The sequence below is a fragment of the Aeromonas sp. DNP9 genome, from assembly GCF_001728955.1.
GTDB classification, from domain to species: domain Bacteria; phylum Pseudomonadota; class Gammaproteobacteria; order Enterobacterales; family Aeromonadaceae; genus Aeromonas; species Aeromonas veronii.
On sequence record NZ_LYSQ01000004.1, the window covers coordinates 158,722 to 184,450 of the forward strand.

General features: G+C 56.2%; 24 protein-coding genes and 2 tRNA genes. 8 read left to right on the forward strand and 18 right to left on the reverse strand.

Translation table 11 applies throughout. The features are described from left to right. Positions 1–9 precede the first annotated feature (9 nt). Genes A9G06_RS04045 through A9G06_RS04070 form a run of 6 tightly spaced genes read left to right on the forward strand, consistent with a single transcriptional unit; the run spans position 10 to position 6,726 of the window. Positions 10–1,935 carry a methyl-accepting chemotaxis protein gene (locus A9G06_RS04045; RefSeq protein WP_069554359.1) on the forward strand — a complete coding sequence of 642 codons (1,926 nt, stop codon included), beginning with the start codon at positions 10–12 and terminating at the stop codon, positions 1,933–1,935. Positions 1,936–1,947: 12 nt separating this feature from the next. Continuing rightward, positions 1,948–2,517: a chemotaxis protein CheW gene (locus A9G06_RS04050; protein WP_069554360.1), complete on the forward strand. Its 570-nt coding sequence runs from the start codon at positions 1,948–1,950 to the stop codon at positions 2,515–2,517. 43 nt (positions 2,518–2,560) lie between these two features. Then, positions 2,561–4,315 (forward strand): methyl-accepting chemotaxis protein, encoded by a 1,755-nt coding sequence (locus A9G06_RS04055; protein WP_069554361.1) that lies wholly within the window; start codon positions 2,561–2,563, stop codon positions 4,313–4,315. A gap of 57 nt (positions 4,316–4,372) precedes the next feature. After that, on the forward strand, positions 4,373–5,176 hold the full coding sequence (locus tag A9G06_RS04060; protein WP_005349557.1) for a protein-glutamate O-methyltransferase CheR: 804 nt from the start codon (positions 4,373–4,375) through the stop codon (positions 5,174–5,176). Positions 5,177–5,179: 3 nt separating this feature from the next. Then, complete coding sequence (gene cheD, locus A9G06_RS04065) at positions 5,180–5,671, forward strand: chemoreceptor glutamine deamidase CheD (protein ID WP_069554362.1); 492 nt, start codon at positions 5,180–5,182, stop codon at positions 5,669–5,671. Beyond that, a complete protein-coding gene (locus tag A9G06_RS04070) occupies positions 5,668–6,726 on the forward strand; it encodes a chemotaxis response regulator protein-glutamate methylesterase (protein WP_005338795.1) in 1,059 nt (352 codons plus the stop codon). Before cheD ends, A9G06_RS04070 begins: the two co-directional genes overlap by 4 nt. Before the next feature lie 98 nt (positions 6,727–6,824). Here A9G06_RS04070 and pnp read toward each other — a convergent pair whose 3' ends face one another. The 15 genes from pnp to rlmE form a co-directional block, all read right to left on the reverse strand. Beyond that, the gene (gene pnp / locus A9G06_RS04075) at positions 6,825–8,972 is read right to left on the reverse strand and encodes a polyribonucleotide nucleotidyltransferase (RefSeq protein ID WP_005338796.1); all 2,148 of its coding nucleotides are present in this window, start codon (positions 8,970–8,972) and stop codon (positions 6,825–6,827) included. A gap of 167 nt (positions 8,973–9,139) precedes the next feature. Further along, the gene (gene rpsO, locus A9G06_RS04080; protein WP_005338797.1) at positions 9,140–9,409 is read right to left on the reverse strand and encodes a 30S ribosomal protein S15; all 270 of its coding nucleotides are present in this window, start codon (positions 9,407–9,409) and stop codon (positions 9,140–9,142) included. 144 nt (positions 9,410–9,553) lie between these two features. Beyond that, positions 9,554–10,504 carry a tRNA pseudouridine(55) synthase TruB gene (gene truB / locus A9G06_RS04085; protein WP_005338798.1) on the reverse strand — a complete coding sequence of 317 codons (951 nt, stop codon included), beginning with the start codon at positions 10,502–10,504 and terminating at the stop codon, positions 9,554–9,556. A 1-nt stretch (position 10,505) separates the two neighbouring features. Then, a complete protein-coding gene (gene rbfA, locus A9G06_RS04090) occupies positions 10,506–10,943 on the reverse strand; it encodes a 30S ribosome-binding factor RbfA (RefSeq protein ID WP_005338799.1) in 438 nt (145 codons plus the stop codon). 55 nt (positions 10,944–10,998) lie between these two features. Beyond that, positions 10,999–13,692, reverse strand: coding sequence for a translation initiation factor IF-2 (infB, locus tag A9G06_RS04095; protein WP_005338806.1), 2,694 nt, complete (start codon positions 13,690–13,692; stop codon positions 10,999–11,001). 20 nt (positions 13,693–13,712) lie between these two features. Further along, complete coding sequence (gene nusA, locus A9G06_RS04100; RefSeq protein ID WP_005338808.1) at positions 13,713–15,215, reverse strand: transcription termination factor NusA; 1,503 nt, start codon at positions 15,213–15,215, stop codon at positions 13,713–13,715. Between the two features lie 14 nt (positions 15,216–15,229). Then, complete coding sequence (gene rimP, locus A9G06_RS04105; protein ID WP_005338809.1) at positions 15,230–15,688, reverse strand: ribosome maturation factor RimP; 459 nt, start codon at positions 15,686–15,688, stop codon at positions 15,230–15,232. 166 nt (positions 15,689–15,854) lie between these two features. Continuing rightward, positions 15,855–15,931, reverse strand: a tRNA-Met gene (locus A9G06_RS04110). Positions 15,932–16,023: 92 nt separating this feature from the next. Then, positions 16,024–16,108, reverse strand: a tRNA-Leu gene (locus A9G06_RS04115). Between the two features lie 7 nt (positions 16,109–16,115). Continuing rightward, positions 16,116–16,442 carry a preprotein translocase subunit SecG gene (gene secG, locus A9G06_RS04120; RefSeq protein WP_069554363.1) on the reverse strand — a complete coding sequence of 109 codons (327 nt, stop codon included), beginning with the start codon at positions 16,440–16,442 and terminating at the stop codon, positions 16,116–16,118. After that, positions 16,443–17,207 (reverse strand): triose-phosphate isomerase, encoded by a 765-nt coding sequence (tpiA, locus tag A9G06_RS04125; protein WP_069554364.1) that lies wholly within the window; start codon positions 17,205–17,207, stop codon positions 16,443–16,445. Between the two features lie 131 nt (positions 17,208–17,338). Then, a complete protein-coding gene (glmM, locus tag A9G06_RS04130) occupies positions 17,339–18,673 on the reverse strand; it encodes a phosphoglucosamine mutase (RefSeq protein ID WP_005338823.1) in 1,335 nt (444 codons plus the stop codon). Positions 18,674–18,688: 15 nt separating this feature from the next. Next, positions 18,689–19,534, reverse strand: coding sequence for a dihydropteroate synthase (gene folP, locus A9G06_RS04135; protein ID WP_069554365.1), 846 nt, complete (start codon positions 19,532–19,534; stop codon positions 18,689–18,691). Positions 19,535–19,593: 59 nt separating this feature from the next. Next, on the reverse strand, positions 19,594–21,540 hold the full coding sequence (gene ftsH / locus A9G06_RS04140; RefSeq protein ID WP_069554366.1) for an ATP-dependent zinc metalloprotease FtsH: 1,947 nt from the start codon (positions 21,538–21,540) through the stop codon (positions 19,594–19,596). A gap of 45 nt (positions 21,541–21,585) precedes the next feature. After that, a complete protein-coding gene (gene rlmE, locus A9G06_RS04145) occupies positions 21,586–22,215 on the reverse strand; it encodes a 23S rRNA (uridine(2552)-2'-O)-methyltransferase RlmE (protein ID WP_005338828.1) in 630 nt (209 codons plus the stop codon). Between the two features lie 97 nt (positions 22,216–22,312). Here rlmE and yhbY point away from each other — a divergent pair, with 97 nt between their 5' ends. Continuing rightward, entirely contained in the window at positions 22,313–22,609 is a 297-nt protein-coding gene (gene yhbY / locus A9G06_RS04150) for a ribosome assembly RNA-binding protein YhbY (RefSeq protein WP_005338829.1), read from the forward strand. A gap of 103 nt (positions 22,610–22,712) precedes the next feature. Beyond that, a complete protein-coding gene (locus tag A9G06_RS04155) occupies positions 22,713–23,294 on the forward strand; it encodes a hypothetical protein (protein WP_069554367.1) in 582 nt (193 codons plus the stop codon). 76 nt (positions 23,295–23,370) lie between these two features. Here A9G06_RS04155 and greA read toward each other — a convergent pair whose 3' ends face one another. The 3 genes from greA to pomA form a co-directional block, all read right to left on the reverse strand. After that, positions 23,371–23,847 carry a transcription elongation factor GreA gene (gene greA, locus A9G06_RS04160; protein ID WP_005338833.1) on the reverse strand — a complete coding sequence of 159 codons (477 nt, stop codon included), beginning with the start codon at positions 23,845–23,847 and terminating at the stop codon, positions 23,371–23,373. Between the two features lie 156 nt (positions 23,848–24,003). Beyond that, positions 24,004–24,897: a flagellar motor protein MotB gene (locus A9G06_RS04165; RefSeq protein ID WP_005338834.1), complete on the reverse strand. Its 894-nt coding sequence runs from the start codon at positions 24,895–24,897 to the stop codon at positions 24,004–24,006. A 5-nt stretch (positions 24,898–24,902) separates the two neighbouring features. Next, positions 24,903–25,661 (reverse strand): flagellar motor protein PomA, encoded by a 759-nt coding sequence (gene pomA / locus A9G06_RS04170; protein ID WP_005338837.1) that lies wholly within the window; start codon positions 25,659–25,661, stop codon positions 24,903–24,905. Positions 25,662–25,729: the final 68 nt, after the last annotated feature.

Sequence of the window (25,729 nt, forward strand, 5' to 3'; positions counted from 1 at the left end):
GGGACCATCATGTTAAAAAATTCCACCATCAAATTGCGCCTTATTGTACTGCTCTGCATGCTCTGCCTGCTGCTGCTGGCCGTTGGCAGCCTTGGGTTATACAACATGCAGAGCAGCAATACCGGGTTGCAGCGCGTTTACAACGACAGGGTGGTTCCTCTCAAGCAGCTGAAGACCATCTCCGACAGCTATGCCGTCTCGATCATCGACAACCTCAACAAGGCCAATGCGGGGCTGATCCCGGCAGAAGAGGCTTTAAAGCAGATACAACAGGCCCAGCAGACCATCAAAAACGAGTGGCATCACTACCAGTCCACCACCCTCACACCGGAAGAACAGCGCTTGTCAGCCGAGGCGACGACCCTGTTCAACGCGGCCGATACCGATATTGGCAAGCTGGAGAAATACCTCGCCACCCAGCACGGCATGATTACTGGCATGCTGAACAATTTTGATGGTTCTCTCTATGGCTCCATCGACCCGATAGGCAACAAAATCACCGAGCTGGTGAACCTGCAGCTCAATGTGGCCAAGTCGGAATATACCGCAGCGCAATCCTGGTATGACGTGATGCTGATAACCATGGCGGTAGTTATCGCGGTCGGCATTGCACTCGCAGCCTGGTTTGGCACCCTGCTGATCAAAAGCATCATCACCCCCATCGAACAAGCTCTGCGCGTGGCCAATAGTCTGGCCGATGGCAATCTGGATGTATCGATCCAGATAGACTCCTACGATGAAGCGGGTCAGCTCTTGATGGCGATGGATAACATGGTCAAGAAACTGGGGGCCTTGATCACGGATATCGAGACGCTGGTCACTGCCGCCGTCGAGCAGGGCGACTTCAGCCACAAGATTGCACTGGAGGATCGTCAGGGATATATCAAGCGGGTATCCGAGCTGTTGAATCGCCTCTCCCATGTGACAGATACCAGCCTGGAAGATGTGATGCGCATCGCCACCGCACTCTCCAAGGGGGATCTGACCCAGCGGATCGATGAACCCTACCCCGGTATTTTTGGCCAGACCAAAGATGGCCTCAACCAGACCATCACAGCGCTGACTAATATCATCGAAGAGGTACGCAACGCCGCCGACAACCTGACCAATGCCTCCAATCAAGTGAGCAATACAGCGCAGGCATTGAGTCAGGCTACCAGCGAGCAAGCAGCCAGCGTTGAACAGACCAGTGCCTCTATCGAGCAGATGAGCGCAAGCATCAATCAGAACACCGAGAACGCCAAGATCACCGACAGCATGGCCAGCAACTCGGTGCTGGAGGCCACAGATGGGGGGCAATCCGTTCAACAGACGGTGACCGCTATGCAGCAAATCGCCAAGAAAGTCAGCATCATCGACGACATTGCCTACCAGACCAACCTGCTTGCCCTCAACGCCGCCATTGAGGCGGCTCGCGCCGGAGAGCATGGCAAAGGCTTCGCGGTGGTTGCTGCCGAGGTGAGAAAGCTGGCAGAGCGCAGCCAGATCGCTGCGCAGGAGATTGGCGAGCTCTCCTCCGACAGCGTCAGCAAGGCAGAGCGGGCTGGCAACCTGCTGGAGAGGATCGTCCCCTCCATTCGCAAGACCTCTGACCTGGTACAAGAGATCAATGCCGCCTCAGGTGAACAGGCCAGCGCAGCCAACCAGATCAGTCTGGCCATGAACCAGCTTAACCAGGTGACGCAGCAAAATGCGGCCAGCAGCGAGGAGCTGGCGGCCACGGCCGAAGAGATGAGCTCACAAGCCAGCGAACTGCAGCAAACCATGGCCTTTTTTGCTCTGGAAAAAAGTGCGCAGCTCAACACCAGGCCCCATGAAACCGGCCACAAGGGCATTCCCCCCAGAGGCAGTTTCATCGCCCCCCCACAACGGGCCAGCCAGCCCAATCAACCATCATCCCATTCCATTGATGACGCGGATTTTGTCCGTTTTTAACCGGAGGCGACCATGCATACATCCACCGATATCACGGTGCCATCAGCGGCCGCTAACGAGAACAGTGGCGATGCCCAGTACCTGACATTTCTGATCAACAACGAGATGTTCGCCATCAATATTCTGGGGGTCAAAGAGATCATCGAATACGGCAATATCACTCCGGTTCCGATGATGCCGGGTTTTATTCGTGGCGTAATCAACCTCAGAGGAGCGGTAGTGTCAGTCGTAGACTTGAATGCCCGCTTTGGCAATGCACCTTCGGTCATCACTCGCCGCAGTTGCATCGTCATTATTGAGGGGATGGCCCCGCAGGGCGATGAACCTGTAGGTCAGGATATTGGCGTTGTGGTGGATTCCGTATCGGAAGTACTGGGTATCCCACAAGCAGATATCGAGCCCCCACCCAGTTTTGGTGCCCGCATCCGGGCCGATTTCATCAGCGGCATGGGCAAGGTCAACGGCAAATTCGTCATCCTCATCGATACCGGGAAAGTGTTGTCACTCGATGAGATGGCTCAACTCAACGAACTGGCCCAGCCACAGGCAAGATTGCCACAAGGCAACCTGCAACCCTCCTGAACAGGCCTCCATACTCCACGACATGCAGCATAAGGAAACGCTCATGACCCAATCACTCTTAGGAAAACTCTTCGGAGACAATGCCACCGAAGTGAGGCAGCGGACCCTGTTACTCGACGCAATCGGCCAACTGCAACACGCAGTCCTGGCAGAGCAGGTTCCAGCACCACTCGATCTTTCCGGTATGGATAGCCCCTTGCGTGAAGTAGGACATGCCATCAACGAGGTGGTCACCTTGCTCAGTGACAAGCTGGAACAGAGCCGCAACGACATTAAAAAGAACCAGATGTTGCTCCATGAGAACCAGCTGGTTCGCAAAGCCCTCGACTGCGCCAGCACCAACGTGATGATTGCCGATACCAACCTCGACATTATCTATATGAACGAGGCTGTGACCGGCATGCTCAATCAGGCTGAGACCGACATCAAGAAAGAGCTCTACAGCTTCAACGCCAATCAGCTGATGGGCGCCAACATCGACAGCTTTCATAAAAATCCCGGCCATCAGCGCGCCATGCTGGCCAAACTCAACAGCACCTACCGCACCCAGATCCAGCTGGGGGGGCGCACCTTCTCCCTGATCGCCAATCCGGTCTTCAACGATACCGGTGAACGGTTGGGATCCGTGGTCGAATGGGCCGACAGAACCAAGGAGGTAATGATAGAGAAAGAGATGTCCGACATTGTGCAGGCCGTGATTAATGGCGAGCTGCACCGCAGGATGGAACTTGCTGGCAAGAGCGGCTTCTTTCAGGCGATGGGAGAAGGGATCAACCAGATTGCCGAAGTGATCGACAGCACCCTCAACGACGTCATCCGGGTCGTGCAATGTCTGGCAAAAGGTGATCTGACTCAACAGATTGAGGCGGACTACCCCGGTGTGTTTGGCACCACCAAGGATGCGCTCAACAAGACCATCGCTTCGCTCACCAACATCGTCACCGAAGTACGCGGCGCCTCTGACAACCTCTCCAGTGCCGCCGAGCAGGTAAGCGCGACCGCCCAGTCGATCAGCCAATCCAGCAGTGAACAGGCCTCCAGCATGGAGGAGACCAGCGCCTCCATCGAGCAGATGAGCGCCAGCATCAACCAGAATACCGACAATGCCCAGGTCACCGATGGCATGGCCAGCAAGGCAGCCAAAGAGGCCGTAGAGGGAGGAGAAGCGGTCAAACTGACTGTGGATGCCATGAAACAGATCGCCAGACGGATTGGCATCATCGATGACATAGCCTACCAGACCAATCTGCTGGCACTCAACGCAGCCATCGAAGCGGCGCGGGCAGGCGATCACGGCAAAGGCTTTGCCGTAGTGGCGGCGGAGGTGCGCAAACTGGCTGAACGCAGCCAGGTGGCAGCACAGGAGATTGGCGAGCTGGCCTCCAGCAGTGTCGAGATGGCGGAAAAAGCAGGTCGTTTGCTCGATCAAATGGTGCCCTCCATCAACAAGACCTCGGATCTGGTTCAGGAGATCAGTGCCGCTTCGGTTGAGCAATCCACCGGTGTCAGCCAGATCAATCAGGCCATGAACCAGCTGAGTCAGGTTACCCAGCAGAACGCTTCTTGCAGCGAAGAGCTGGCTGCCACAGCAGAAGAGATGAGCAGCCAGGCTGAACAGCTGCAACTGGCCATGGAGTTCTTTACCCTGGAGGTCCACGCCAAAGAAGGTAAAGCAGCCACCTCGCATCTTCACCCCAATACCCGAGGTCGCTTCATGAACGAGAGCAATGCCAACAGTCGGGAACGAGCCGCCACAGTCCAACGCCCCACGGGCGATGGCGATTTTGTCCGGTTCTAGTCATGGGAGAGGCGTTGCCTCTCCCATCTCCGACAACACAGGTAGAGGGACAGTTTTTTGTATCAAACCCAGCTGCATGATGATGAGTTCTCCCGTTTCCAACGCTGGCTTCATCAAACGGCGGGGATAGAGCTGTCTCCGGCCAAGAAGGCGCTGGTGGCCAGCCGCTTGGCGAAGCGACTCTGCCACTATGAGCTCGATAGTTATGACGACTACTTCCAGCTCATCATGAACGATCGCAGCAGCGAACTGCAGTTGGCGCTCGATCTGCTGACCACCAACGAAACCTACTTTTTCAGGGAGCCCAAACACTTCGAGTTTCTGACGCGGGAGATAGTCTCAGCGCTCCCGCCCGAGCAATCGCTGCGGGTCTGGAGCGCTGCCAGCTCATCCGGCGAGGAGCCCTACAGTCTGGCCATGACCCTCGCGGAAAAACGCAGCACCTTCAATTGGGAGATCCTGGCCTCCGATATCTCGTCCCGGGTGCTGGAACAGGCGATGAGCGGTCGCTACCCCATCGAGCGGGCGCAAAATATTCCACTGCCCTTTTTGATGAAATATTGCCTCAAGGGTGTGGGCCTGCAGGAGGGCATCTTCATCATCGATCGCAAGTTGCGGGACAAGGTGCAGTTCATGCAGATCAACCTCAATCAGGATCTGCCGGACATCGGCATGTTTGATGTCATCTTCATCAGAAACGTGATGATCTACTTCAACAAGGAGACCAAAGGGCAAGTATTGCAGCGGCTGGTACCCAGACTCAAACCCGGTGGCTACCTGCTGGTGAGCCACGCCGAGAGCCTGCATGGCCTGCACCACGGCCTGCAGCTTGTCTCTCCTTCCATCTATCAGAAGAGATAAGTCATGACTCGGGAGGTGATCCTGCAACCGGGAGAGCTCTTTTTTGGCAAGGAGGATGTGGTGGTCAGAACCGTACTGGGCTCCTGTATTGCCATTACCTTGTGGCATCCGGAGCAAAAGCAGGGGGGAATGTGTCACTACATGCTGCCAAGTCGGCGCAATCCCTCTGCCAAGCTGGATGGGCGCTATGCCGATGAAGCCCTCGCCTTGCTGCTGCAAGCGGCCAGTCGCTATCCCGCCCCCATCCATGAATATGAGGCCAAGTTGTTCGGGGGTGGCAACATGTTTACCGAGCCTCAATACGCACAGAGCGACAACAATGTCGCCACCAAAAATATTCAGGCAGCCTGGCAGCTGACCCGACACCTTGGCCTTGATATCAAGGCTCATCATCTTGGCCATAGCGGCCACCGAAGCTTGCTCTTTGAGCTCAGCAACGGCAGTGTCTGGCTCCGCCATCATCGTCTGCCACATCAACGGGAGTCGCGAGAATGAAGCAGATCCGGGTCATGCTGGTGGATGATTCCGCCGTGGTCAGACAGGTATTGCAAGCGGTGCTGGAGCAGGAACCCGATATCCGGGTGATAGCCACAGCATCGGACCCCCTGTTTGCACAGGAAAAACTGAAGAAAGAGTGGCCTGACGTCATCGTGCTCGATGTGGAGATGCCCCGTATGGATGGCATCACCTTTCTCACCAAGATCATGGCAGAGCATCCAACCCCGGTGGTGATCTGCTCCTCCCTCACCGAAAAAGGGGCCGAGACAACCTTGCAGGCAATGGCTGCCGGCGCGGTGGACATCATCACCAAACCGACCATGGGGATAAAAAGCTTTCTGCAAGAATCTGCCCACGACCTAGCCATGGCGGTACGTGCTGCGGCCCAGGCCAATCTCAAGCGCGTGGGCAAGCCCTCTTCTGTGCCGGTCAGCACCAAACTCAACGCAGATGCCATGCTGGCGCCCAACCAGCACGCCATGGCACAAACCACCGAGCGGCTCATCGCCATCGGCACCTCGACCGGCGGCACACAAGCACTGGAAGCCGTGCTGACAGCCTTGCCCCGGGTCAGCCCCGGCATTGTCATCGTGCAGCACATGCCAGAGAAATTTACCGCCATGTTTGCCGAGCGGCTGAACGGGGTCTGCCAGATAGAAGTGCGGGAGGCGAGGAACAATGACCGGGTGATCCCGGGGCTGGCGCTGATAGCCCCCGGAGGCAAGCATATGCTGCTCAAACGCAGCGGTGCCTACTATCATGTCGAGGTAGTCGACGGGCCGCTTATCAACCGCCATCGCCCCTCGGTGGATGTGCTGTTTCGCTCCGTCGCCAAATATGCCGGCAAGAATGCCACCGGCATCATCATGACCGGCATGGGGGATGATGGTGCCCGGGGATTGCGCGAGATGCTGGATGCGGGTGCCAATACCTATGCCCAGGATGAGGCCTCCTGCGTGGTCTTCGGCATGCCCAAGGAGGCGATCAAGCTGGGAGCTGCCCGTCATGTGCTCCCCTTGCAAGAGATGCAATACGCCATCCTCGGCAAGTAATCCCTTATCGCGCGTTTTGACCATAAAAAAGTCCGGCTCCCATTGGGGAGCCGGACTTTTTACATCAACCGGAACCAATCCGGTATCAGGCGAGCAGATTACTCTGCAGCAGGCGCTTCTTCAGCGGCCGGAGCGGCGTCAGCAGCAGGTGCAGCTGCTTCGGTCGGGGCGTTCGCTTCCTTGATGGAGAGACGTACGCGGCCCTGACGGTCCACTTCCAGTACCTTCACCTTGACCACGTCACCGATGGTCAGGTGGTCAGCCACGTTCTGCACGCGAGCGTCGGTGATCTGGGAGATGTGTACCAGACCATCTTTGCCCGGCAGAATGTTGACGAATGCACCGAAATCGGCCAGACGAACAACTTTACCTTCATAGATGCGGTTCACTTCGATCTCGGCGGTGATGGCCTCGATGCGACGGATCGCTTCCATGGCGGCTTCGTTGGCCACGGCGGAGATACGTACAGTACCGTCATCATCCAGCTCGATGTTGGTGCCGGTCTCTTCGGTCAGCGCACGGATCACGGAACCACCCTTACCGATCACGTCCTTGATCTTCTCAGGATTGATCTTGATGGTGTGGATACGCGGTGCGAAATCGGAAATCTGGGCACGCGGAGCCTGGATAGCTTCATCCATCACTTTCAGGATGTGCAGACGAGCACCACGAGCTTGCTTCAGCGCAATCTCCATGATCTCTTTGGTGATGCCTTCGATCTTGATGTCCATCTGCAGCGCGGTCACACCTTCGGTGGTACCGGCTACTTTGAAGTCCATGTCACCCAGGTGATCTTCGTCACCCAGAATGTCGGACAGCACGACGAAACCTTCTTCTTCCTTCACCAGACCCATGGCGATACCGGCAACGGAGGCCTTGATCGGCACACCGGCATCCATCAGCGCCAGAGAGGAACCACAGACAGAGGCCATGGAGGAGGAACCGTTGGATTCGGTAATTTCAGAGACCACGCGCACCACGTACGGGAACTCGGCGGCGCTCGGCATCACGGCAGCAACGCCGCGCTTGGCCAGACGGCCGTGACCGATTTCACGACGCTTCGGGCTACCCATCATGCCGGTCTCACCGACGCAGTATGGCGGGAAGTTGTAGTGCAGCATGAAGCGATCGGCACGGTTGCCGGTCAGCTCGTCGATGTTCTGGGCGTCACGCTCGGTACCCAGAGTGGCGACCACGATGGCCTGAGTTTCACCACGGGTGAACAGGGCAGAACCGTGGGCACGGGGCAGAATACCGGTACCTACGCTCAGGGCGCGGATCATTTCCGGATCGCGACCATCGATACGCGGCTCACCACGTACTACGCGGCCACGAACAATGCGGCTTTCCAGGCTGTGGAACTCTTCGCCGATCTTCTTGGCATCTTCTTCCACGCCGGAAGCGATAACTTGCTCAACCACACGGCCCTTGATGGCAGCGATGGTTTCGTAACGAACAGCCTTCTCGGTGATGCGGTAGGCTTCACCCAGCTCGGCGCTCGCCAGCTCGGCAACCTTGGCTTTCAGCGCTTCGTTGACGGCAGGCGGAGTCCAGTCCCACGGCTTGGTGCCGACGGCAGCGGCAAACTCATTGATCGCATTGATCACGGTCTGCATCTGCTCGTGACCATATACCACGGCGCCCAGCATGACTTCTTCGGAGAGGATGGCCGCTTCGGACTCAACCATCAGTACCGCGTTGGCAGTACCGGCAACCACCAGATCCAGGTCGCTCTGCGGCAGTTCGGTGGTGGTTGGGTTCAGCACATACTGACCGTTCATGTAACCCACGCGAGCAGCACCGATCGGGCCGCCAAACGGGATACCGGAGATGGCCAGTGCAGCAGAGGCACCGATCATGGCAACGATGTCGGGGGATACGGCCGGATTCACAGACATTACGGTCGCAACGACCTGAACCTCATTGAGGAAGCCTTCCGGGAACAGCGGACGAATAGGACGGTCGATCAGACGGGAGATGAGGGTCTCGCCTTCGCTCGGACGGCCTTCACGACGGAAGAAACCACCCGGGATACGACCAGCAGCATAGGTACGCTCCTGGTAGTTGACGGTCAGCGGGAAGAAATCACGGCCGTGATCGGCCTCTTTCTTGCCGACTACGGTCACAAATACGCAGGTATCGTCCATGCTGACCATAACGGCCGCAGTGGCTTGACGGGCCATAACACCGGTTTCCAGAGTGACGGTGTGTTGACCGTACTGGAATGACTTTACAATAGGATTCACGTGAATTTCCTTTTTACAATTTGGCTCTTTAAATTCGCGCACAAGTATACTTGATTCGATGCAAAAGGTAAGCGGCGACGCGAATTCTGTGAGGCAGGCAACGGCTTGAAGAGCAATAAAAAAGGGGAACCTGACGGTTCCCCTTTTTCGCGAAATCTGATGGTCGATTAACGACGCAGACCCAGCTTGGCGATCAGAGCAGCATAACGCTCGGAATCTTTACGCTTCAGGTAGTCCAGCAGCTTACGACGCTGGGAAACCATGCGCAGCAGACCGCGACGACCGTGGTGGTCCTTGGAGTGCTCTTTGAAGTGACCTTGCAGATGGTTGATCTGGGCAGTCAGCAGGGCAACTTGCACTTCGGGGGAACCGGTGTCGTTGGCGCAACGAGCGTTGTCAGCAACGATTTGAGCTTTGATCTCAGCATTTAGAGACATGGTAATACTCCAGTAGAGTGTTTAAAGGTTCACAGCCAATCTCTAATTCAGCCGTGAAATGAGGGCGGTATCATAATCGTCCCCGCCCCTTTTCGCAACGATAAAGAGGCGAAACAGGAAAGACGCGCTAATACCGCCTGAGGATCACTCCTCGTCGTGATAACGCACCAGTCGCTTGGGAGCGACGCGGCCATCATCATCAATCTCGCCAACCCCGATGAACTCGCGCTCCGGGCCGACCGTCATGCGAACCTGACCGCTTTGCGGCGCACCTGCCACCTGCACGGCCTGGCCCTGATTCACATAGGCAGCCACAACAGCCAGCATGTTCACCTCGGGCAAGCTTGCTACGGCGGTGTCCATCGGCAGCAACAGCGGATCCAGCTGCTCGCGCGGCGGGATACTCTCGGCCTTGGCCTGCTCGAAGATGCACTCGAGCTGCTCCAGAGTCAGCATCCGCTCGTACGGATAGCTGGCCACTTGGGTACGGCGCAACTGGGTCACGTGGGCGCCACAGCCCAGCACTTCACCCAGATCATCCACCAGAGAGCGGATGTAGGTGCCTTTGCTGCAGTGCACTTCAAGGCGCACTTCATCACCTTCAAAGCTCAGCAGTTTGAGCTCGAATACGGTGATGGGACGGGCTTCACGCTCGATCTCGATGCCTTCGCGGGCATATTCGTAGAGCGGACGGCCGTTGTGCTTGAGCGCGGAGTACATGGACGGCACCTGCATGATGGGGCCGCGGAACTGGTCCAGCGCCTCGATCAGGGTACCGACAGCCACGTTCACCGGACGGGTGGAGACCACCTCACCATCGGAGTCGCTGGTGTTGGTGCGCTCGCCCAGTTTGGCGGTCACCTCATAGCGTTTGTCCGCTTCCAGCAGATACTGGGAGAACTTGGTGGCCTCGCCGAGGCAGATCGGCAGCATGCCGGTCGCCAGCGGATCCAGTGCGCCGGTGTGACCGGCCTTGGCGGCGTTGTAGATACGCTTGACCTTCTGCAACACATCGTTGGAGGTCAGGCCGGTCGGCTTGTCCAGCAGCAGAATGCCGTGCACATCACGGCCCTTGAAACGACGTCTTCGGGTCATCTCAGGCTTTATCCTCAGTCGTGTCATCCGGTGCAGATTCAGCTTCTTCGTCACGGCCGGATTCGGCCATGCGACGCTTGTCTTCACGCACAGTGTTGGTCACCAGGTTGGAGAGACGCATCCCCTCGACCAGGGTCTGGTCGTAGTAGAAACGCAGCTCGGGCACCACGCGCAGACGCATGGCACTGCCCAGCAGACTACGGATATATCCGGCTGCTTCGGTCAGACCCTGCAAGCCTTCCTTGATGCGCTCGGCATCATTTTCCAGCTGCAAGAAGGTGACATAAATCTTGGCATAGTTGAGGTCACGGGACACTTCCACATCGGAAACGGTCACCATGCCGATGCGCGGGTCTTTCACCTCGCGCTGCAGGATCAGCGCGATTTCACGCTGGATCTGCTGTCCGACCCGACGGGTCCGGCTGAATTCTCTGGCCATATTCTATCCTGCGATAAAAGGGGGCCGCGGCCCCCTATTTTGTCTAACTCTCGGCTTACAGAGTCCGTTGGATTTCAACAGTCTCGTAAACTTCGATCTGGTCGCCTTCGCGCACGTCGTTGTAGTTCTTGACCGCGATACCACACTCGTAGCCGTTGCGAACTTCGTTGACGTCATCCTTGAAGCGGCGCAGGGATTCCAGCTCGCCTTCATAGATAACCACGTTGTCACGCAGAACACGGATACGGTTGGAACGCTTGACCACACCTTCGGTAACCATACAGCCGGCAACTGCGCCGAACTTCGGAGACTTGAAGACGCTACGCACTTCAGCCAGACCGATGATCTCCTGACGATACTCAGGGGCCAGCTTGCCGCTCATGGCCTGCTTCACTTCGTCGATCAGGTCATAGATGACGGAGTAGTAACGCAGATCCAGGCTCTCGGATTCGATGACCTTGCGCGCAGATGCGTCGGCACGGACGTTGAAACCAACCAGGATGGCGCTGGAAGCAGCAGCCAGGGTCGCGTCGGTTTCGGTGATACCACCTACGCCGGAACCCACGATCTTCACCTTCACTTCGTCGGTGGAGAGTTTGACCAGCGCATCGCAGATCGCTTCCACAGAACCTTGTACGTCGGCCTTGATCACCACGTTCACTTCGGACACTTCGCCCTCGGTCATGTTGGCGAACATGTTTTCCAGCTTGGCCTTCTGCTGGCGAGCCAGCTTGACTTCGCGGAACTTGCCCTGACGATAGAGCGCCACTTCACGGGCTTTCTTCTCGTCACGGACAACGGTGGCTTCGTCACCGGCAGAGGGAACGCCGGACAGACCCAGAATTTCCACCGGCAGGGACGGACCCGCCTCCTTGATCTCGCGACCCAGTTCGTCACGCATGGCGCGAACACGGCCGTACTCGAGACCACACAGAACGATGTCGCCCTGACGCAGAGTACCTTCTTGTACCAGTACGGTCGCAACCGGACCACGACCTTTATCCAGGAAGGATTCGATCACGACGCCGTTGGCCATGCCGTCAACCACCGCTTTCAGCTCCAGTACTTCAGCCTGGATCAGGATGGCTTCCAGCAGGTCGTCGATGCCTTCGCCAGACTTGGCGGATACGTGCACGAATTGGCAGTCTCCACCCCAATCTTCGGACATGACGTTGTAACGGGCCAGTTCGGTCTTGACGCGATCCGGATCCGCTTCCGGCTTGTCGATCTTGTTGACTGCAACAACCAGCGGTACACCGGCCGCCTTGGCGTGCTGGATAGCTTCGATGGTTTGCGGCATTACGCCGTCGTCAGCTGCAACAACCAGAACAACGATATCGGTCGCCTTGGCACCACGAGCACGCATGGAGGTAAACGCCGCGTGACCCGGAGTATCCAGGAAGGTGATCATGCCACTGTCAGTCTGGACGTGGTAAGCACCGATATGCTGGGTAATACCACCGGCTTCGCCAGCAGCAACCTTGGCTTTACGAATGTAGTCGAGCAGCGAGGTCTTACCGTGGTCAACGTGACCCATGATGGTAACGACCGGTGCGCGCGGCTTGGCTTCGGAGGTCTCGTCACGATCGGACAGCACCGCCTCTTCCAGCTCGTTCTCACGACGCAGCACAACCTTGTGACCCATCTCCTCGGCGACCAGCTGAGCGGTCTCCTGGTCGATCACCTGGTTGATGGTGGCCATGGCACCCATCTTCATCATCACCTTGATGACTTCAACGCCCTTGACGGCCATCTTGTTGGCCAGCTCGGCCACAGTGATGGTCTCACCGATGACGACGTCGCGGTTCACCACGGCAGCCGGCTTGTTGAAGCCGTGCTTCATGGCGTTCGGCATGGCAACCTTGCCGCGCTTGCCTTTACGGGCACGCGGGTTGCGAGAGTCGCGATCATCTTCACGACGACCGGCTTTCTTCGGTGCCTTGGCAGCTGCGGCAGTGCGGCGGCTGGTCTCTTCTTTCCGATCCAACTCGTCTTCTGCGGCTTGCGCATGCTTGTTGGTGGTCAGATGGTAGTCGCTGCTCTCTTTGGCGCGAGCGGCCTCTTCTTCAGCCCAGCGGGCTGCGTTCTGTTCCGCCATGAGACGAGCCTCTTCGGCTTTCTTCGCGGCGAGTTCTTCAGCTTTTTTCAAAGCTGTTTGTTCCTGTTGGCGCTTCAGTTCTTCTGCTTCGCGCTTGGCCATCTTTTCTGCCTCTTGCTGAGCTGTGCTACTGGCTGCTTTGGCGGGCTGTGAAGCCTGTCGAGCCTTTGATTGTGCCTCGATCCGCGCCTTTTCCTCAGCTTCACGACGAGCTTGCTCAGCCTCACGGCGAGCCTTCTCTTCAGCTTCGAGGCGAGCCTTCTCTTCGGCCTCGCGACGAGCTTTTTCTTCTGCTTCCAAACGCGCTGTTTCCTCGGCTTCCGCCTGACGCTGTTCATCTTCCAGCGCCGAGCGTCTTACATAGGTGCGAGACTTGCGCACTTCTACCTGCACTTCCTTGTTCTTACCGCCAGTCCCCTGAACACTGATGGTGCTCTTGGTCTTGCGCTGCAAGGTCATGCGGGCAGGAGCGGCGACCTCGTCACCTCCATGCTGTTTCTTCAGGTGTGCCAGCAGAGCCTGTTTCTCAGACTCGCTGACCATGTCGTCGGCCTTGCTCTTGCTGATACCGGCATCGACAAACTGCTGGAGAAGACGATCAACCGGTGTGTCGATGTCAGTGGCAAGTTGTTTGACTGATACTTCTGCCATTCATTTTCCTCCGTTTGATCTTACTCGGACTGCTCTTCTCCGAACCAACAGATATTGCGAGCAGCCATAATGAGCTCACCTGCCTTCTCGGCAGTCAGCCCTTCAATATCAGCAAGGTCATCGATACCTTGCTCAGCCAAATCTTCCAGGGTGCCCACACCACGGCCCGCCAGAGCGTAAGCCAGTTCGCGGCTCAGACCGTTCAGATTGAGCAGCTCTTCGGACGGCTCAACGCCATCGAAAGACTCTTCTTTGGCCAGTGCCTTGGTAGTCAGGGCATCTTTCGCGCGCTTGCGCAGCTCTTCGACCATGTCTTCATCCAGACCGTCGATAGCCAGCAGCTCGTTGACCGGTACAAAGGCGATCTCTTCCAGGGTAGAGAAGCCCTCTTCCATCAGCAGACCGGCGAAATCGTCGTCGATGTCCAGGGTGCTGGTGAACAGGTTCATGATGCGGTCGTTTTCGGCCTGGTGCTTGGCACGCATGTCCTCAACGGTCATCACGTTCAGCTCCCAACCGGTCAGCTGGGAGGCCAGACGCACGTTCTGACCATTGCGACCGATGGCCTGAGCCAGGTTGGCAGCTTCCACGGCGATATCCATGGTGTGGTTGTCTTCATCAACGATGATGGAAGCCACATCGGCAGGTGCCATGGCATTGATCACGTACTGGGCTGGGTTGTCATCGTACAGCACGATATCGGCACGCTCACCGCTCAGCTCGGCGGAGACAGCTTGCACACGGGCACCACGCATACCGATACAGGCACCGATCGGGTCGATACGACGATCGTTGGTCTTCACCGCGATCTTGGCGCGGGAACCCGGATCACGGGCGGCGCCCATGATTTCGATCATCTCTTCACCGATCTCCGGTACTTCGATACGGAACAGCTCTTTCAGGAAGTCCGGGCTGGAACGGCTGACAAACAGCTGGGAACCACGGGCTTCCGGGCGTACTGCGTAGAGCAGGCCACGGACACGGTCGCCCGGGCGGAAGGTTTCACGCGGCAGCATGTCATCACGGAAGATCACGGCTTCAGCATTGCTGCCCAGATCCAGGATGACGTTGTCGCGGTTACTCTTCTTGACCACACCACTGATGATGGTGCCTTCTTTATCTTTAAACTGATCAACTACTTGTGAACGCTCGGCTTCACGCACTTTCTGCACGATAACCTGCTTGGCGGTCTGGGTAGTGATACGGTCGAAGGTTACAGAGTCGATCTGGTCTTCAACATACTCACCGATCTGGATCTCCGGCTGATCAATTTGTGCCGCTTCCAGGGTGATTTCAGCATAGGGGTTCTCCATCGCGGCTTGATCCGCAATGACTACCCAGCGGCGATAAGTGTCGTAGTCACCGGTCTTGCGATCGATTTCGACCCGAACTTCAATCTCGCCTTCATATTTCTTCTTGGTCGCAGTCGCCAGCGCGGTTTCCAGAGCCTGGAAGATCTTCTCGCGGGGTACCGCTTTCTCGTTGGATACTGCGTCAACGACCAGCAAAATCTCTTTATTCATATCCGATAGCCTCGTTAACCAAAGTTCGGCACTATGTTCGCTTTTTGGATATTGGTGAAAGCCAACACGTCGTCCTTACCATCTACTGTCAGGGTGATCATGTCGCCTTGCACAGCTTTGATTACGCCTTTGAACTTGCGGCGGTTGTTTGTTGCCATCCGAAGCGTTACCGCCGCCTCTTGGCCAACGTATTTTTCGAAATGGGCAACCTTGAACAGGGGACGATCCAGGCCGGGGGAGGATACCTCGAGGTAATACTCCTCGGTGATGGGATCTTCGACGTCCATGATGGCGCCAACCTGATGGCTGACCTCAGCACAGTTCTCGACAGTCACACCCTGCTCGCCGTCGATATAGACACGCAAGGTGGAGTGTTTACCCGCACGGATAAACTCAATACCCCAAAGTTCAAAACCCAAGGCAACGACCGGAGCCTCGAGCAGATCGGTCAAACGTTGTTCCAACGTAGCCAAAGTCACCCTCCGAAAAACAAAAAAAGGGCATAAAGCCCAGATAGATATCGATTCAGAGTAAATTGCACATAACAAAAAGCCCCGATGTCAAATCGGGGCTTGGCGCTTTACCCTGATTGTCGCCTCGCAGCGACCGCCTTCCTGAGCGTAGGAAATGCGTGAAATTTGGTTGCGGGGGCCGGATTTGAACCGACGACCTTCGGGTTATGAGCCCGACGAGCTACCATGCTGCTCCACCCCGCGTCCGAAATCGTGCGAGATTATAGCCACTTCACTCTCTCGATACAAGACTGACTGACTATAATACACTCGGTTTCCCGAGCTCACTGCTTAATTGGTGCCGTGGGCGGGACTCGAACCCGCACACCCTAGAGCACTACCCCCTCAAGATAGCGTGTCTACCAATTCCACCACCACGGCAAAACTCTTACTCGGGAACGTCAGTATCTTTCTTTACTGGCGATTTGGTCTGCTCAACCTGTTGGGTTTGTTGCAGATTTTCCCACTCACTACCCTGCTTGACCTTGTTGCTGGACATAGATCCGAGCACCAGGCTGATAACGAAAAACAGAGTAGCCAAAATTGCTGTTGTTCGGGTCAGGAAACTGCCTGAACCACCGGAGCCGAATACTGTGTTCGATGCCCCTGCGCCGAAGGAGGCGCCCATATCAGCCCCTTTACCTTGCTGAATCATCACCAGACCAATCAGAGCCAGTGAAACCAGCAGATAAACGACTAAAAGAATCTCGTACATTTAACTTGCACCCTTTGCCGCTTCAACAATTCCTAAAAACGCATCGCTATCGAGGCTTGCTCCGCCAATCAGTCCGCCATCAATGTCGGGCTGGGCAAACAAATCTCTCGCGTTGCTCGGCGTTACGCTCCCACCATAGATGATTCTGACTTTCTCACCTATTACCGGAGTATCCTCCGCCAAGCGACCACGTATAAAGGAATGAACCTCTTGTGCCTGCTCGGGTGTGGCGCATTTACCTGTACCTACAGCCCAAATCGGCTCGTAGGCGATGATAGCATTATCGAAAGCCATCGCGCCATTTTTCTCTATGACGATATCCAGCTCTTCAGCGATCACCTCGAAGGCTCTTCTCGCCTGCCTCGCCGCACCTGATTCACCTAAACAGAGGATGGGAATCAAGCCTGCCAGTCTGGCTGCCGCAAACTTCTCTGCGACGATAAAACTGGTCTCACCAAAGAGACGCCTGCGCTCGGAGTGCCCTACCAATACGTAACGACACCCTGCCTCAACCAGCATCTGACACGAGATTTCTCCAGTGTAAGCGCCAGTCGCGTGCTGACTCACATTCTGAGCCCCCAACTTTATTACTTTCTGCTCGTTGAGCAGTGAAGCGCTAAAGTCGAGATGCACATGGGAAGGACAGAGAACTACATCTACTTTTCCGTCAACGCCGTCTAGGCACTGACTCGTAAACTGCTCTAACTGCGACCTACTACCGTGCAACTTCCAGTTGGCTGCTACAAACGGCTTGCGATGTCCCATCGGCAACTCCCTTGCGAAAGCGGGGCTGATAATATCCAGAGGATGCTCAGCTGACAAGTGCTATTTTTAAATTTTTGAATCGTTTGAACAAGATACAACCAGGGCGGCTAAAAAGCCGCCCTGGTTGTTCATTAAAACGCCGATTCAACCTGCTTGGCGATGCGCTGAGCCATGTCACGCACCTGCTGTTCATGCTCCCCTTCGACCATGACCCGGATCAGCGGTTCGGTACCTGATTTGCGCAACAGTACGCGACCACGGCCAGCCAACTCCTGTTCCACCTTGGCAACCTCAGCCATGACAGCATCAGCGGCCAGCGGATCCTTGCCTTCGGCAAAGCGAACATTCACCAGCACCTGCGGGAACTTGCTCATGCCGGAGCGCAGCTTGGCCAGCGGCATCTCGGCACTGCGCATGGCGGTAAGCACCTGCAAGGCGGCTACGATGCCATCACCCGTAGTGGTTTGATCCAGACAGATTATGTGGCCGGAGTTCTCGCCACCGATGCGCCAGCCCTTCTCTTCCATCATCTCCAGCACATAGCGGTCACCCACCTTGGCACGGGCAAACGGAATGCCCAGGGTTTGCAGCGCCAGCTCCAGACCCATGTTGGCCATCAGGGTGCCGACGACACCGCCTTTGAGGCGACCATTGCGCAGAGCATCGCGTGCGATGATATAGAGCACTTCATCACCGTCGATGAGATAGCCGGTATGGTCAACCATGATCAGACGGTCACCATCACCATCAAAGGCAACCCCCAGATCAGCCTTGCACTCCAGTACCTTGGCAACCAGAGCGTCAGGCGCAGTCGAACCGACACCATCGTTGATGTTGAGACCATCCGGGGCACAGCCCATGGTGATCACTTCAGCACCCAGCTCGCGGAAAACCGACGGCGCAATGTGGTAAGTGGCGCCGTGGCCACAGTCGACCACCATTTTCACCCCATCCAGATTCATGTGGGAGGGGAAGGTGCTTTTGCAAAATTCGATATAGCGACCGGCGGCATCATCAATGCGGACCGCTTTGCCAAGCTCAGCAGATTCGACACACTTGAGCTCGTGATCCAGCTCGGCTTCGATAGCCAGCTCGACATCATCGGGCAGCTTGGTGCCATCGGCGGAGAAGAACTTGATGCCGTTGTCATAGAAGGGGTTGTGTGAGGCGCTGATGACGATGCCAGCTTCGGCACGGAAAGTGCGAGTCAGGTAGGCAACCGCCGGCGTGGGCATCGGCCCCATCAGAATGGCCTTGAGGCCTGCCGCAGAGAGCCCCGCTTCAAGCGCGGATTCCAGCATATAGCCAGAGATGCGGGTATCTTTGCCAATCAGCACCTTTTTGGTGCCCTTCTTGGAGAGCACTTTGCCGGCAGCCCAACCCAATTTCATCACGAAATCAGGGGTGATCGGGTATTCGCCAACCTTGCCGCGCACACCATCGGTACCGAAATACTTTCTTGCCATTGTCTGTTCTCTTTATTATCTGGAAATAAAATCTTGTCCCGTCATTGCCAGCCAACCGACGCGCAATGCGTCCATGGTCTCCCGTACATCGTGTACCCTGATGATGCGGGCTCCATGCTGCATGCCGATAAGGGCGCATGCCAGACTGCCCGCCAGACGCTCATCCACCGGACGGCCCAGCAGGTTGCCTATCATAGACTTTCGCGACATCCCCACCAATAGCGGCAAGCCATATTCAAGCAGTTCCTTTTGAGCCGCCAATAGCTGATAGTTGTGTGCAAGGGTCTTGCCAAAGCCATATCCCGGATCCAGCAACAGCTCATCACGACGGATCCCGGCGGCCAGACAAGCCGCAATGCGTTCATCAAAAAAGGCGCGAACCTCCCCGACCAGATCGTCATAGTGGGGCTCGACCTGCATGGTTCGCGGCTGCCCCTGCATATGCATCAGACAGACTGGAACAGCAGCCTCGGCCGCTGCCTGCAGTGCTCCCGGCTCTTGCAGCGCCCGCACATCGTTGATCAGATGGGCACCCGCCTGGCAACCCTCCCGCATCACCGCCGCTTTGGAAGTATCGAGAGAGATCATCACATCCAGCTCACGGACCATCTGTTCCACGACAGGAATGACCCTGTCCAGCTCCTCCTGCTCGCTCACATCGGGCGCACCAGGGCGGGTAGACTCGCCACCGATGTCGATGAGGGTCGCACCGTCAGAGACCATCTGGCGCGCATGGGCCATGGCCCGTTCAAACTGGTTGAAATTGCCACCATCGGAGAAGGAGTCGGGCGTTACATTGAGGATCCCCATCACATGGGGACGATCGAGAGAGAGGCTAAGCCCCTTGCTGGTTAACTGCATTTTCACGTCCATCTGATAAAGAAAAACCCCGGGCAAGCCCGGGGTTTGGAGAGTCACGATTATTTGGCCGGAGCGTCGTTGGCTTTGTCGATAGTGACATCCGCCACCGGTGCAGCCTCATCGGCCGGCTTGGCCTCTGCAGCCACGGAGGAACCGCCTTGCGGGGTATCACCGTGCTCGTCATGCCAGTTGCTCGGAGCACGTACCTCGCGACGTGCCATCAGATCATCGATCTGTTTGGCATCGATGGTCTCGTACTTCATCAGCGCATCTTTCATGCTGTGCAACACGTCCATATTATCCAGCAGGATCTGCTTGGAACGGGCGTAGTTGCGGTCGATAACCTGCTTGACCTCTGCATCGATAACGCGAGCGGTATCGTCGGACATGTGCTTGGCCTTGGCCATGCTGCGACCGAGGAACACCTCGCCATCTTCTTCCGCATAGAGCATTGGGCCGAGACGCTCGGACATACCCCACTGGGTCACCATCTTGCGTGCAATCTCGGTCGCTCGCTCGATGTCGTTGGACGCGCCAGTCGATACCTTCTCGGCACCGTAGATCAGCTCTTCTGCCAGACGACCGCCATACAGACTGGAGATCATTGACTCCAGATGCTGCTTGGAGTGGCTCCAGCGATCCTGCTCCGGCAGATACATGGTCACACCCAGCGCACGACCGCGCGGAATGATGGAGACCTTGTAAACCGGGTCATGATCCGGAACCAGACGACCAATGATGGCGTGGCCAGCTTCATGATATGCAGTCATCTCTTTCTCGGACTCTTTCATCACCATGGAACGACGCTCCGCACCCATCATGATCTTGTCCTTGGCCTTCTCGAACTCGGCCATGGAGACCACTCGGCGGCTCTCACGGGCAGAGAAGAGGGCTGCTTCGTTGACCAGGTTGGCCAAATCCGCACCGGAGAAACCGGGGGTACCACGGGCGATCAGCGCCGGATTGACGTCATCCGCCAACGGAACTTTGCGCATGTGCACTTTCAGAATTTGCTCGCGGCCACGGACATCCGGCAGACCGACCACAACCTGACGGTCGAAACGGCCCGGACGCAGCAGTGCCGGATCCAGTACGTCAGGACGGTTGGTGGCTGCGATGACGATGATGCCTTCATTGCCTTCAAAACCATCCATCTCGACCAGCATCTGGTTCAGAGTCTGCTCACGTTCATCGTGACCACCACCCAGACCGGCGCCACGCTGGCGACCGACCGCATCAATTTCATCTATGAAGATGATGCAGGGGGAGGATTTCTTGGCCTGTTCGAACATGTCACGCACCCGGGAGGCACCAACACCGACGAACATCTCCACGAAATCGGAACCAGAGATGGTGAAGAACGGCACCTTGGCCTCGCCCGCAATGGCCTTGGCCAGCAAGGTCTTACCGGTACCGGGAGGACCAACCAGCAGCACACCGGTCGGGATCTTGCCACCCAGTTTCTGGAATTTGCTCGGGTCGCGCAGATAGTCGACCAGCTCCTTCACCTCTTCCTTGGCTTCATCGCAACCTGCAACGTCAGCAAAGGTGGTCTTTATCTGATCTTCACTCATCAGGCGAGCCTTGCTCTTGCCGAACGACATGGCACCTTTGCCACCGCCGCCCTGCATCTGGCGCATGAAGAAGACCCAGACACCGATCAGCAACAGCATCGGGAACCAGGAGATGAAGATAGAGGTCAACAGAGACGGCTCTTCCGGCTTCTCGCCCATCACTTTGACATTGTGATTGAGCATGTCGTTGAGCAGCTGGGGATCCGGCGCAGGGATGATGGTGGTGAATCGTTCACCAGTACGCTTGACGCCATTAATGACCTTACCGTCCATCCGCACTTCACGGATCTGCTCTTGGGTCACCTCTTTAACGAAGCTGGAATAGTCCAGCTGGCGACTGGTGGTATCGCTGGGGCTGAAGCTATTGAACACCGACATCAAAACGACGGCGATGACCAGCCACAGGATTAAGTTTTTCGCCATGTCACTCAAATCAGTAACCTCGCAGACTGACAGTTAACGATGAAGGTTAGGGTACTACAGTTTAAAACCGGTAGCCACAATGTAGACTTCCCGTGATCTGGCGCGGGATGAGTCTGGTTTACGAATTTTGACAGCGGAGAAAAGTTTACGAATTTCATTGAGATAGGCATCAAAGCCCTCTCCCTGAAACACCTTCACTACGAAACTGCCGTCACTACGCAATACCTGATTGCACATGTCCAGCGCCAGCTCGACCAGATACATAGCGCGAGCCTGATCCACCTGCTGGGTACCGCTCATGTTGGGCGCCATATCAGACATCACGACATCGACCTTGTCGGGGCCCACTCGTTCCAGCAAGGCGCCGAGTACAGTTTCCTCCCGAAAGTCCCCTTGCAGGAAATCGACACCAGCAATGGGATCCATCGGCAAAATGTCACATGCGATGACGCGACCCGAATCACCAACCTGTTCAACCGCGAACTGGGACCAACCACCGGGGGCTGCACCCAAATCCACTACGGTCATGCCATGTTTCAGCAAGCGATCCTTGCCCTGGATCTCGTCAATCTTGAAAACGGCACGAGAACGCAGGCCCATTTTCTGGGCTTTTTTGACGTATTGATCGTCGAAATGTTCTTTTAACCAGCGAGTTGAACTGGGGGAACGTTTTTTCTGGGTCATGATAATCGACTTTAAAAAACCACAAGGGTTATTAGTATTAAGGGCTAAGTGGGGGTAGAATACGCCCCTTTCAACCCTGACTTATGAAGAAATTGCGATGATTCTCAACAATAAACAGAAACAGTACCTCAAGGGCCTTGCCCATAGCCTCAAGCCTGTCGTCCTGCTGGGTCAGCATGGTCTGACCGAAGGTGTACTGGCCGAGATCGATCTGGCACTGAACCATCACGAGCTGATCAAGGTTAAGGTTGCCTCTGAAGATCGCGAAATGAAACAACTGGTTATGGATGCTATCGTCCGTGAAACCGGTTCAATCAAGGTGCAAAGCATGGGTCATGTGCTGACCATTTATCGTCAAGCCAACGAACCCAAAATCCAGCTGCCCCGCAAGTAAAAGGAAAGAGCATCGCTCTTTCCTTATTCCACTTCTTCCCGAGTCGCTTGCCAAAGTAGTCGCAAAGCCCTTAACCTGCGATGAATACTTCCGGACACGCATTATGGCTCACCATCCTATTCTGACCGACGATGAGCTGGCCATGCTGCGGGACTTGGGGAGCAATCAGGACACCCATGTTCTGAGTGGTTACCTCGATGCCCCCATGCTTGGCTTGCTGCAAAAAGCCGAACACCTTGTACTCGAAGCCCGCTTCGCAGGCCATCAGCTGCGTTTTCCCCTGAGCTTTACCCAAGGGGAAGATGGCTTCGTCGAGCCCCGGTTATCTGCACCGGTCATCAGGGAGCTGGGATTTGCGCAACCGCGCGCCTGGCGTCTCACCCAAAAAGCCAAGCTATGCAGCGAGCTGGGCCTGTTTCAGGTACTCAGCCTCTCCCTCAACGGCCTCATCGTGGAAAATTTGCCAATCGACATGGTGGCCGACACCCCCATCAACGGCGAGCTCTGCATCGAGCAAGAGGCCCCTCTTCCACTGCAGGGACGACTGGTTAGGCGCATTAAAGCCAATGCCGACCATGCTACCTGGGCGCTGAGCTTTCAAATGAGCGAGAGCAACATCGAACGGCTGCGCCACTGGTTGTTTCAGCGTCATCAGGACGCCTTTACCGAGGCGTATCTGTCCTGATTTTTATCAATAATCATATAGATAAAGACAAACAGGGGAGCGCCAGCCCCCCTGTTTCATCGTCTATAGCATTCGCTTAGATATAAGCGACTTCCAGCACTTCGTATTCCACATCACCGCCCGGCGTCTTGACGATTGCAACATCGTCCACTTCCTTGCCAATCAGGGCGCGGGCAATGGGGGAGTTGACAGAGATGAGGTTCTGTTTGATATCAGCCTCATCGTCACCCACGATGCGGTAGACCACCTCTTCCTCTGTCTCGCTCTTGAGCAGAGTCACAGTCGCGCCAAAAATAACGCGGCCGTTGTTGGTCATCTTGGTGACATCGATCACCTGCGCATTGGAGAGCTTGGCTTCAATCTCCTGAATGCGGCCTTCACAGAACCCCTGCTGCTCGCGAGCGGCATGGTATTCGGCGTTTTCCTTCAGATCACCGTGCTCACGGGCATCGGCAATCGCTTCGATAATCTGGGGACGAAGCTCGGTCTTGAGATAATCGAGCTCTTCGCGCAGCTTCTCAGCGCCGCGAACAGTCATCGGAGTATGATTCATAGTCGAAACCTGGGTTGCTTGAAAATAGAAACTGCGGCCATCTGCAAGGAGGCCGCAGCAATCGGTTCGGATGAGGCATCTTAATATGAAGCCAACACAAAATCCACGTCAGCCCCCTGATGCAGATCCCACTTGCGTCATCGACATTCCCCTCGCTTACTTCCCTTCCGGTACGGAAATGGGGGACGAAACAGTCGGTTTGCCCTGCATAATGGCGATCTCCACCCGCCGGTTCATCCGACGATTTTCCGGGGTGGTATTGGGCACCAGTGGTTGGGAGTCCGCCATCCCTTGCACCACCAGTCGCCCCTGATCAAAACCGGGGACCTTCAGCATCTGGTGCGCCACCGCCACCGCCCGTTGCGACGACAGCTCCCAGTTGGACTGGAACAGCTCATCTTCGGTCGCCACGTTGTCGGTGTGACCGGAGATGGTGATTTCACCCGGCACATCCTTAAGCAGGGTCGCTACCTTGCGAATGACTGGCCAGAACTGTGGCTGCAGAAATGCCGAACCGGCCGGGAAAGATGCTTTTTCCCTGATCCGGATGATGATCTGCTGGCCCAACGCTTCAATTTCGATGGCGCCATCCTGGATCTGATCTTTCATCTGCTCGGCGAGTGCTTTGGCCAGCGTATTGGACTGTTCTTGCGCCTTCTTCGCATCCTGCGCGGTATCGCCCCCTGTCTGCTTGCCATCACTCTTGTCCTGACCACCGGCCTGATCCGCCTCACCGGGCAGAAACTCCAGTTCGGTCTGAGTCATATCGATGGTCTGCTGCATCACGGTATCAATCGGCGTGGGTTCCGGGCGACCGGGCCTGAACTCCTGGGCAATCACCGAGGTTCCCTTGGGAATATCTTTCACCTCAAGGATGTTCTGCACTCCGAAAGCATTCTTCATAGAGCCCGCGATCTGCTTGAACTTGAGTACGTCCATCTCGGCAAAGGAGAGCAGCAGCACGAAGAAGCACATCAGCAGCGACATCAGGTCGGCAAAGGTGCCCATATAGGCAGGAAGACCGGGGGGGGGACATTTGCAATCAGACATGGTGCCTACTCCGCGCCGGTATTGCGTTTGGACTGGCTCAGATAGTTCTGCAGCATGGACTGGATCACCCGCGGATTCTGGCCATCCTGAATCCCCATAATGGCATCAAGGATCAGGGTACGACTGAGCTTCTCCTCCCCGCTGCGCAGTTCCAGCTTGTCAGCGATGGGAATCGCTATCATGTTGGCCTCAATCGCACCGTACAGGGTGGTAAGCAAGGCCACCGCCATCGCCGGACCGATCGACTTGGGGTCACTCATATTTGACAACATTGCCACCAGGCCCACCAACGTACCTATCATCCCCATCGCTGGGCCCAGATCCCCAAGGGTACGGAAGACCTTGATGGCAATGACATGGCGCTCGGCTGTCAGGTCGATATCCTTTTCCATCACGGCGCGCACCACTTCGGCATCGTGACCATCCACCAGCATGTCGATCCCTTTTTTCATAAATGCATTGGGGATCTCTGCGGCCTCCAGCGCCAGAAAGCCACCTTTGCGAGCCGCGTCAGCCAGTTCAACGGCTTTGGCGATCAGGTCGTCGAGCTTGTCGCCCTTGTACATAAAGGCTTTGCCCGCCACCTTGAAAGCCAGAAAAAACTGCCCGATATTGAACTTCATCATGGCGATGAAGATTGAGCCAAGAATAGTGATATAGACCGATGGCATATCGATAAACATGCTCAACGAGCCACCAAGGATCATGCCGTAAATCACGACACCAAATCCTAAAACGATACCTAACAAGCTCCCTAGATCCACGTCCCTACTCCTGTCACCGGTTCTTATGCCTAATTATAGTTTGTTGAATTTTCTGCTATTGCGACCCT

Coding starts and splice junctions, on each gene's coding strand:
- A9G06_RS04045 (WP_069554359.1), top strand. CDS start 10: ATGTTAAAAAATTCCACCATCAAATTGCGCCTTATTGTACTGCTCTGC.
- A9G06_RS04050 (WP_069554360.1), top strand. CDS start 1,948: ATGCATACATCCACCGATATCACGGTGCCATCAGCGGCCGCTAACGAG.
- A9G06_RS04055 (WP_069554361.1), top strand. CDS start 2,561: ATGACCCAATCACTCTTAGGAAAACTCTTCGGAGACAATGCCACCGAA.
- cheD (WP_069554362.1), top strand. CDS start 5,180: ATGACTCGGGAGGTGATCCTGCAACCGGGAGAGCTCTTTTTTGGCAAG.
- A9G06_RS04070 (WP_005338795.1), top strand. CDS start 5,668: ATGAAGCAGATCCGGGTCATGCTGGTGGATGATTCCGCCGTGGTCAGA.
- rpsO (WP_005338797.1), bottom strand. CDS start 9,409: ATGTCTCTAAATGCTGAGATCAAAGCTCAAATCGTTGCTGACAACGCT.
- truB (WP_005338798.1), bottom strand. CDS start 10,504: ATGACCCGAAGACGTCGTTTCAAGGGCCGTGATGTGCACGGCATTCTG.
- rbfA (WP_005338799.1), bottom strand. CDS start 10,943: ATGGCCAGAGAATTCAGCCGGACCCGTCGGGTCGGACAGCAGATCCAG.
- infB (WP_005338806.1), bottom strand. CDS start 13,692: ATGGCAGAAGTATCAGTCAAACAACTTGCCACTGACATCGACACACCG.
- nusA (WP_005338808.1), bottom strand. CDS start 15,215: ATGAATAAAGAGATTTTGCTGGTCGTTGACGCAGTATCCAACGAGAAA.
- secG (WP_069554363.1), bottom strand. CDS start 16,442: ATGTACGAGATTCTTTTAGTCGTTTATCTGCTGGTTTCACTGGCTCTG.
- tpiA (WP_069554364.1), bottom strand. CDS start 17,207: ATGGGACATCGCAAGCCGTTTGTAGCAGCCAACTGGAAGTTGCACGGT.
- glmM (WP_005338823.1), bottom strand. CDS start 18,673: ATGGCAAGAAAGTATTTCGGTACCGATGGTGTGCGCGGCAAGGTTGGC.
- folP (WP_069554365.1), bottom strand. CDS start 19,534: ATGCAGTTAACCAGCAAGGGGCTTAGCCTCTCTCTCGATCGTCCCCAT.
- rlmE (WP_005338828.1), bottom strand. CDS start 22,215: ATGACCCAGAAAAAACGTTCCCCCAGTTCAACTCGCTGGTTAAAAGAA.
- yhbY (WP_005338829.1), top strand. CDS start 22,313: ATGATTCTCAACAATAAACAGAAACAGTACCTCAAGGGCCTTGCCCAT.
- A9G06_RS04155 (WP_069554367.1), top strand. CDS start 22,713: ATGGCTCACCATCCTATTCTGACCGACGATGAGCTGGCCATGCTGCGG.
- greA (WP_005338833.1), bottom strand. CDS start 23,847: ATGAATCATACTCCGATGACTGTTCGCGGCGCTGAGAAGCTGCGCGAA.
- A9G06_RS04165 (WP_005338834.1), bottom strand. CDS start 24,897: ATGTCTGATTGCAAATGTCCCCCCCCCGGTCTTCCTGCCTATATGGGC.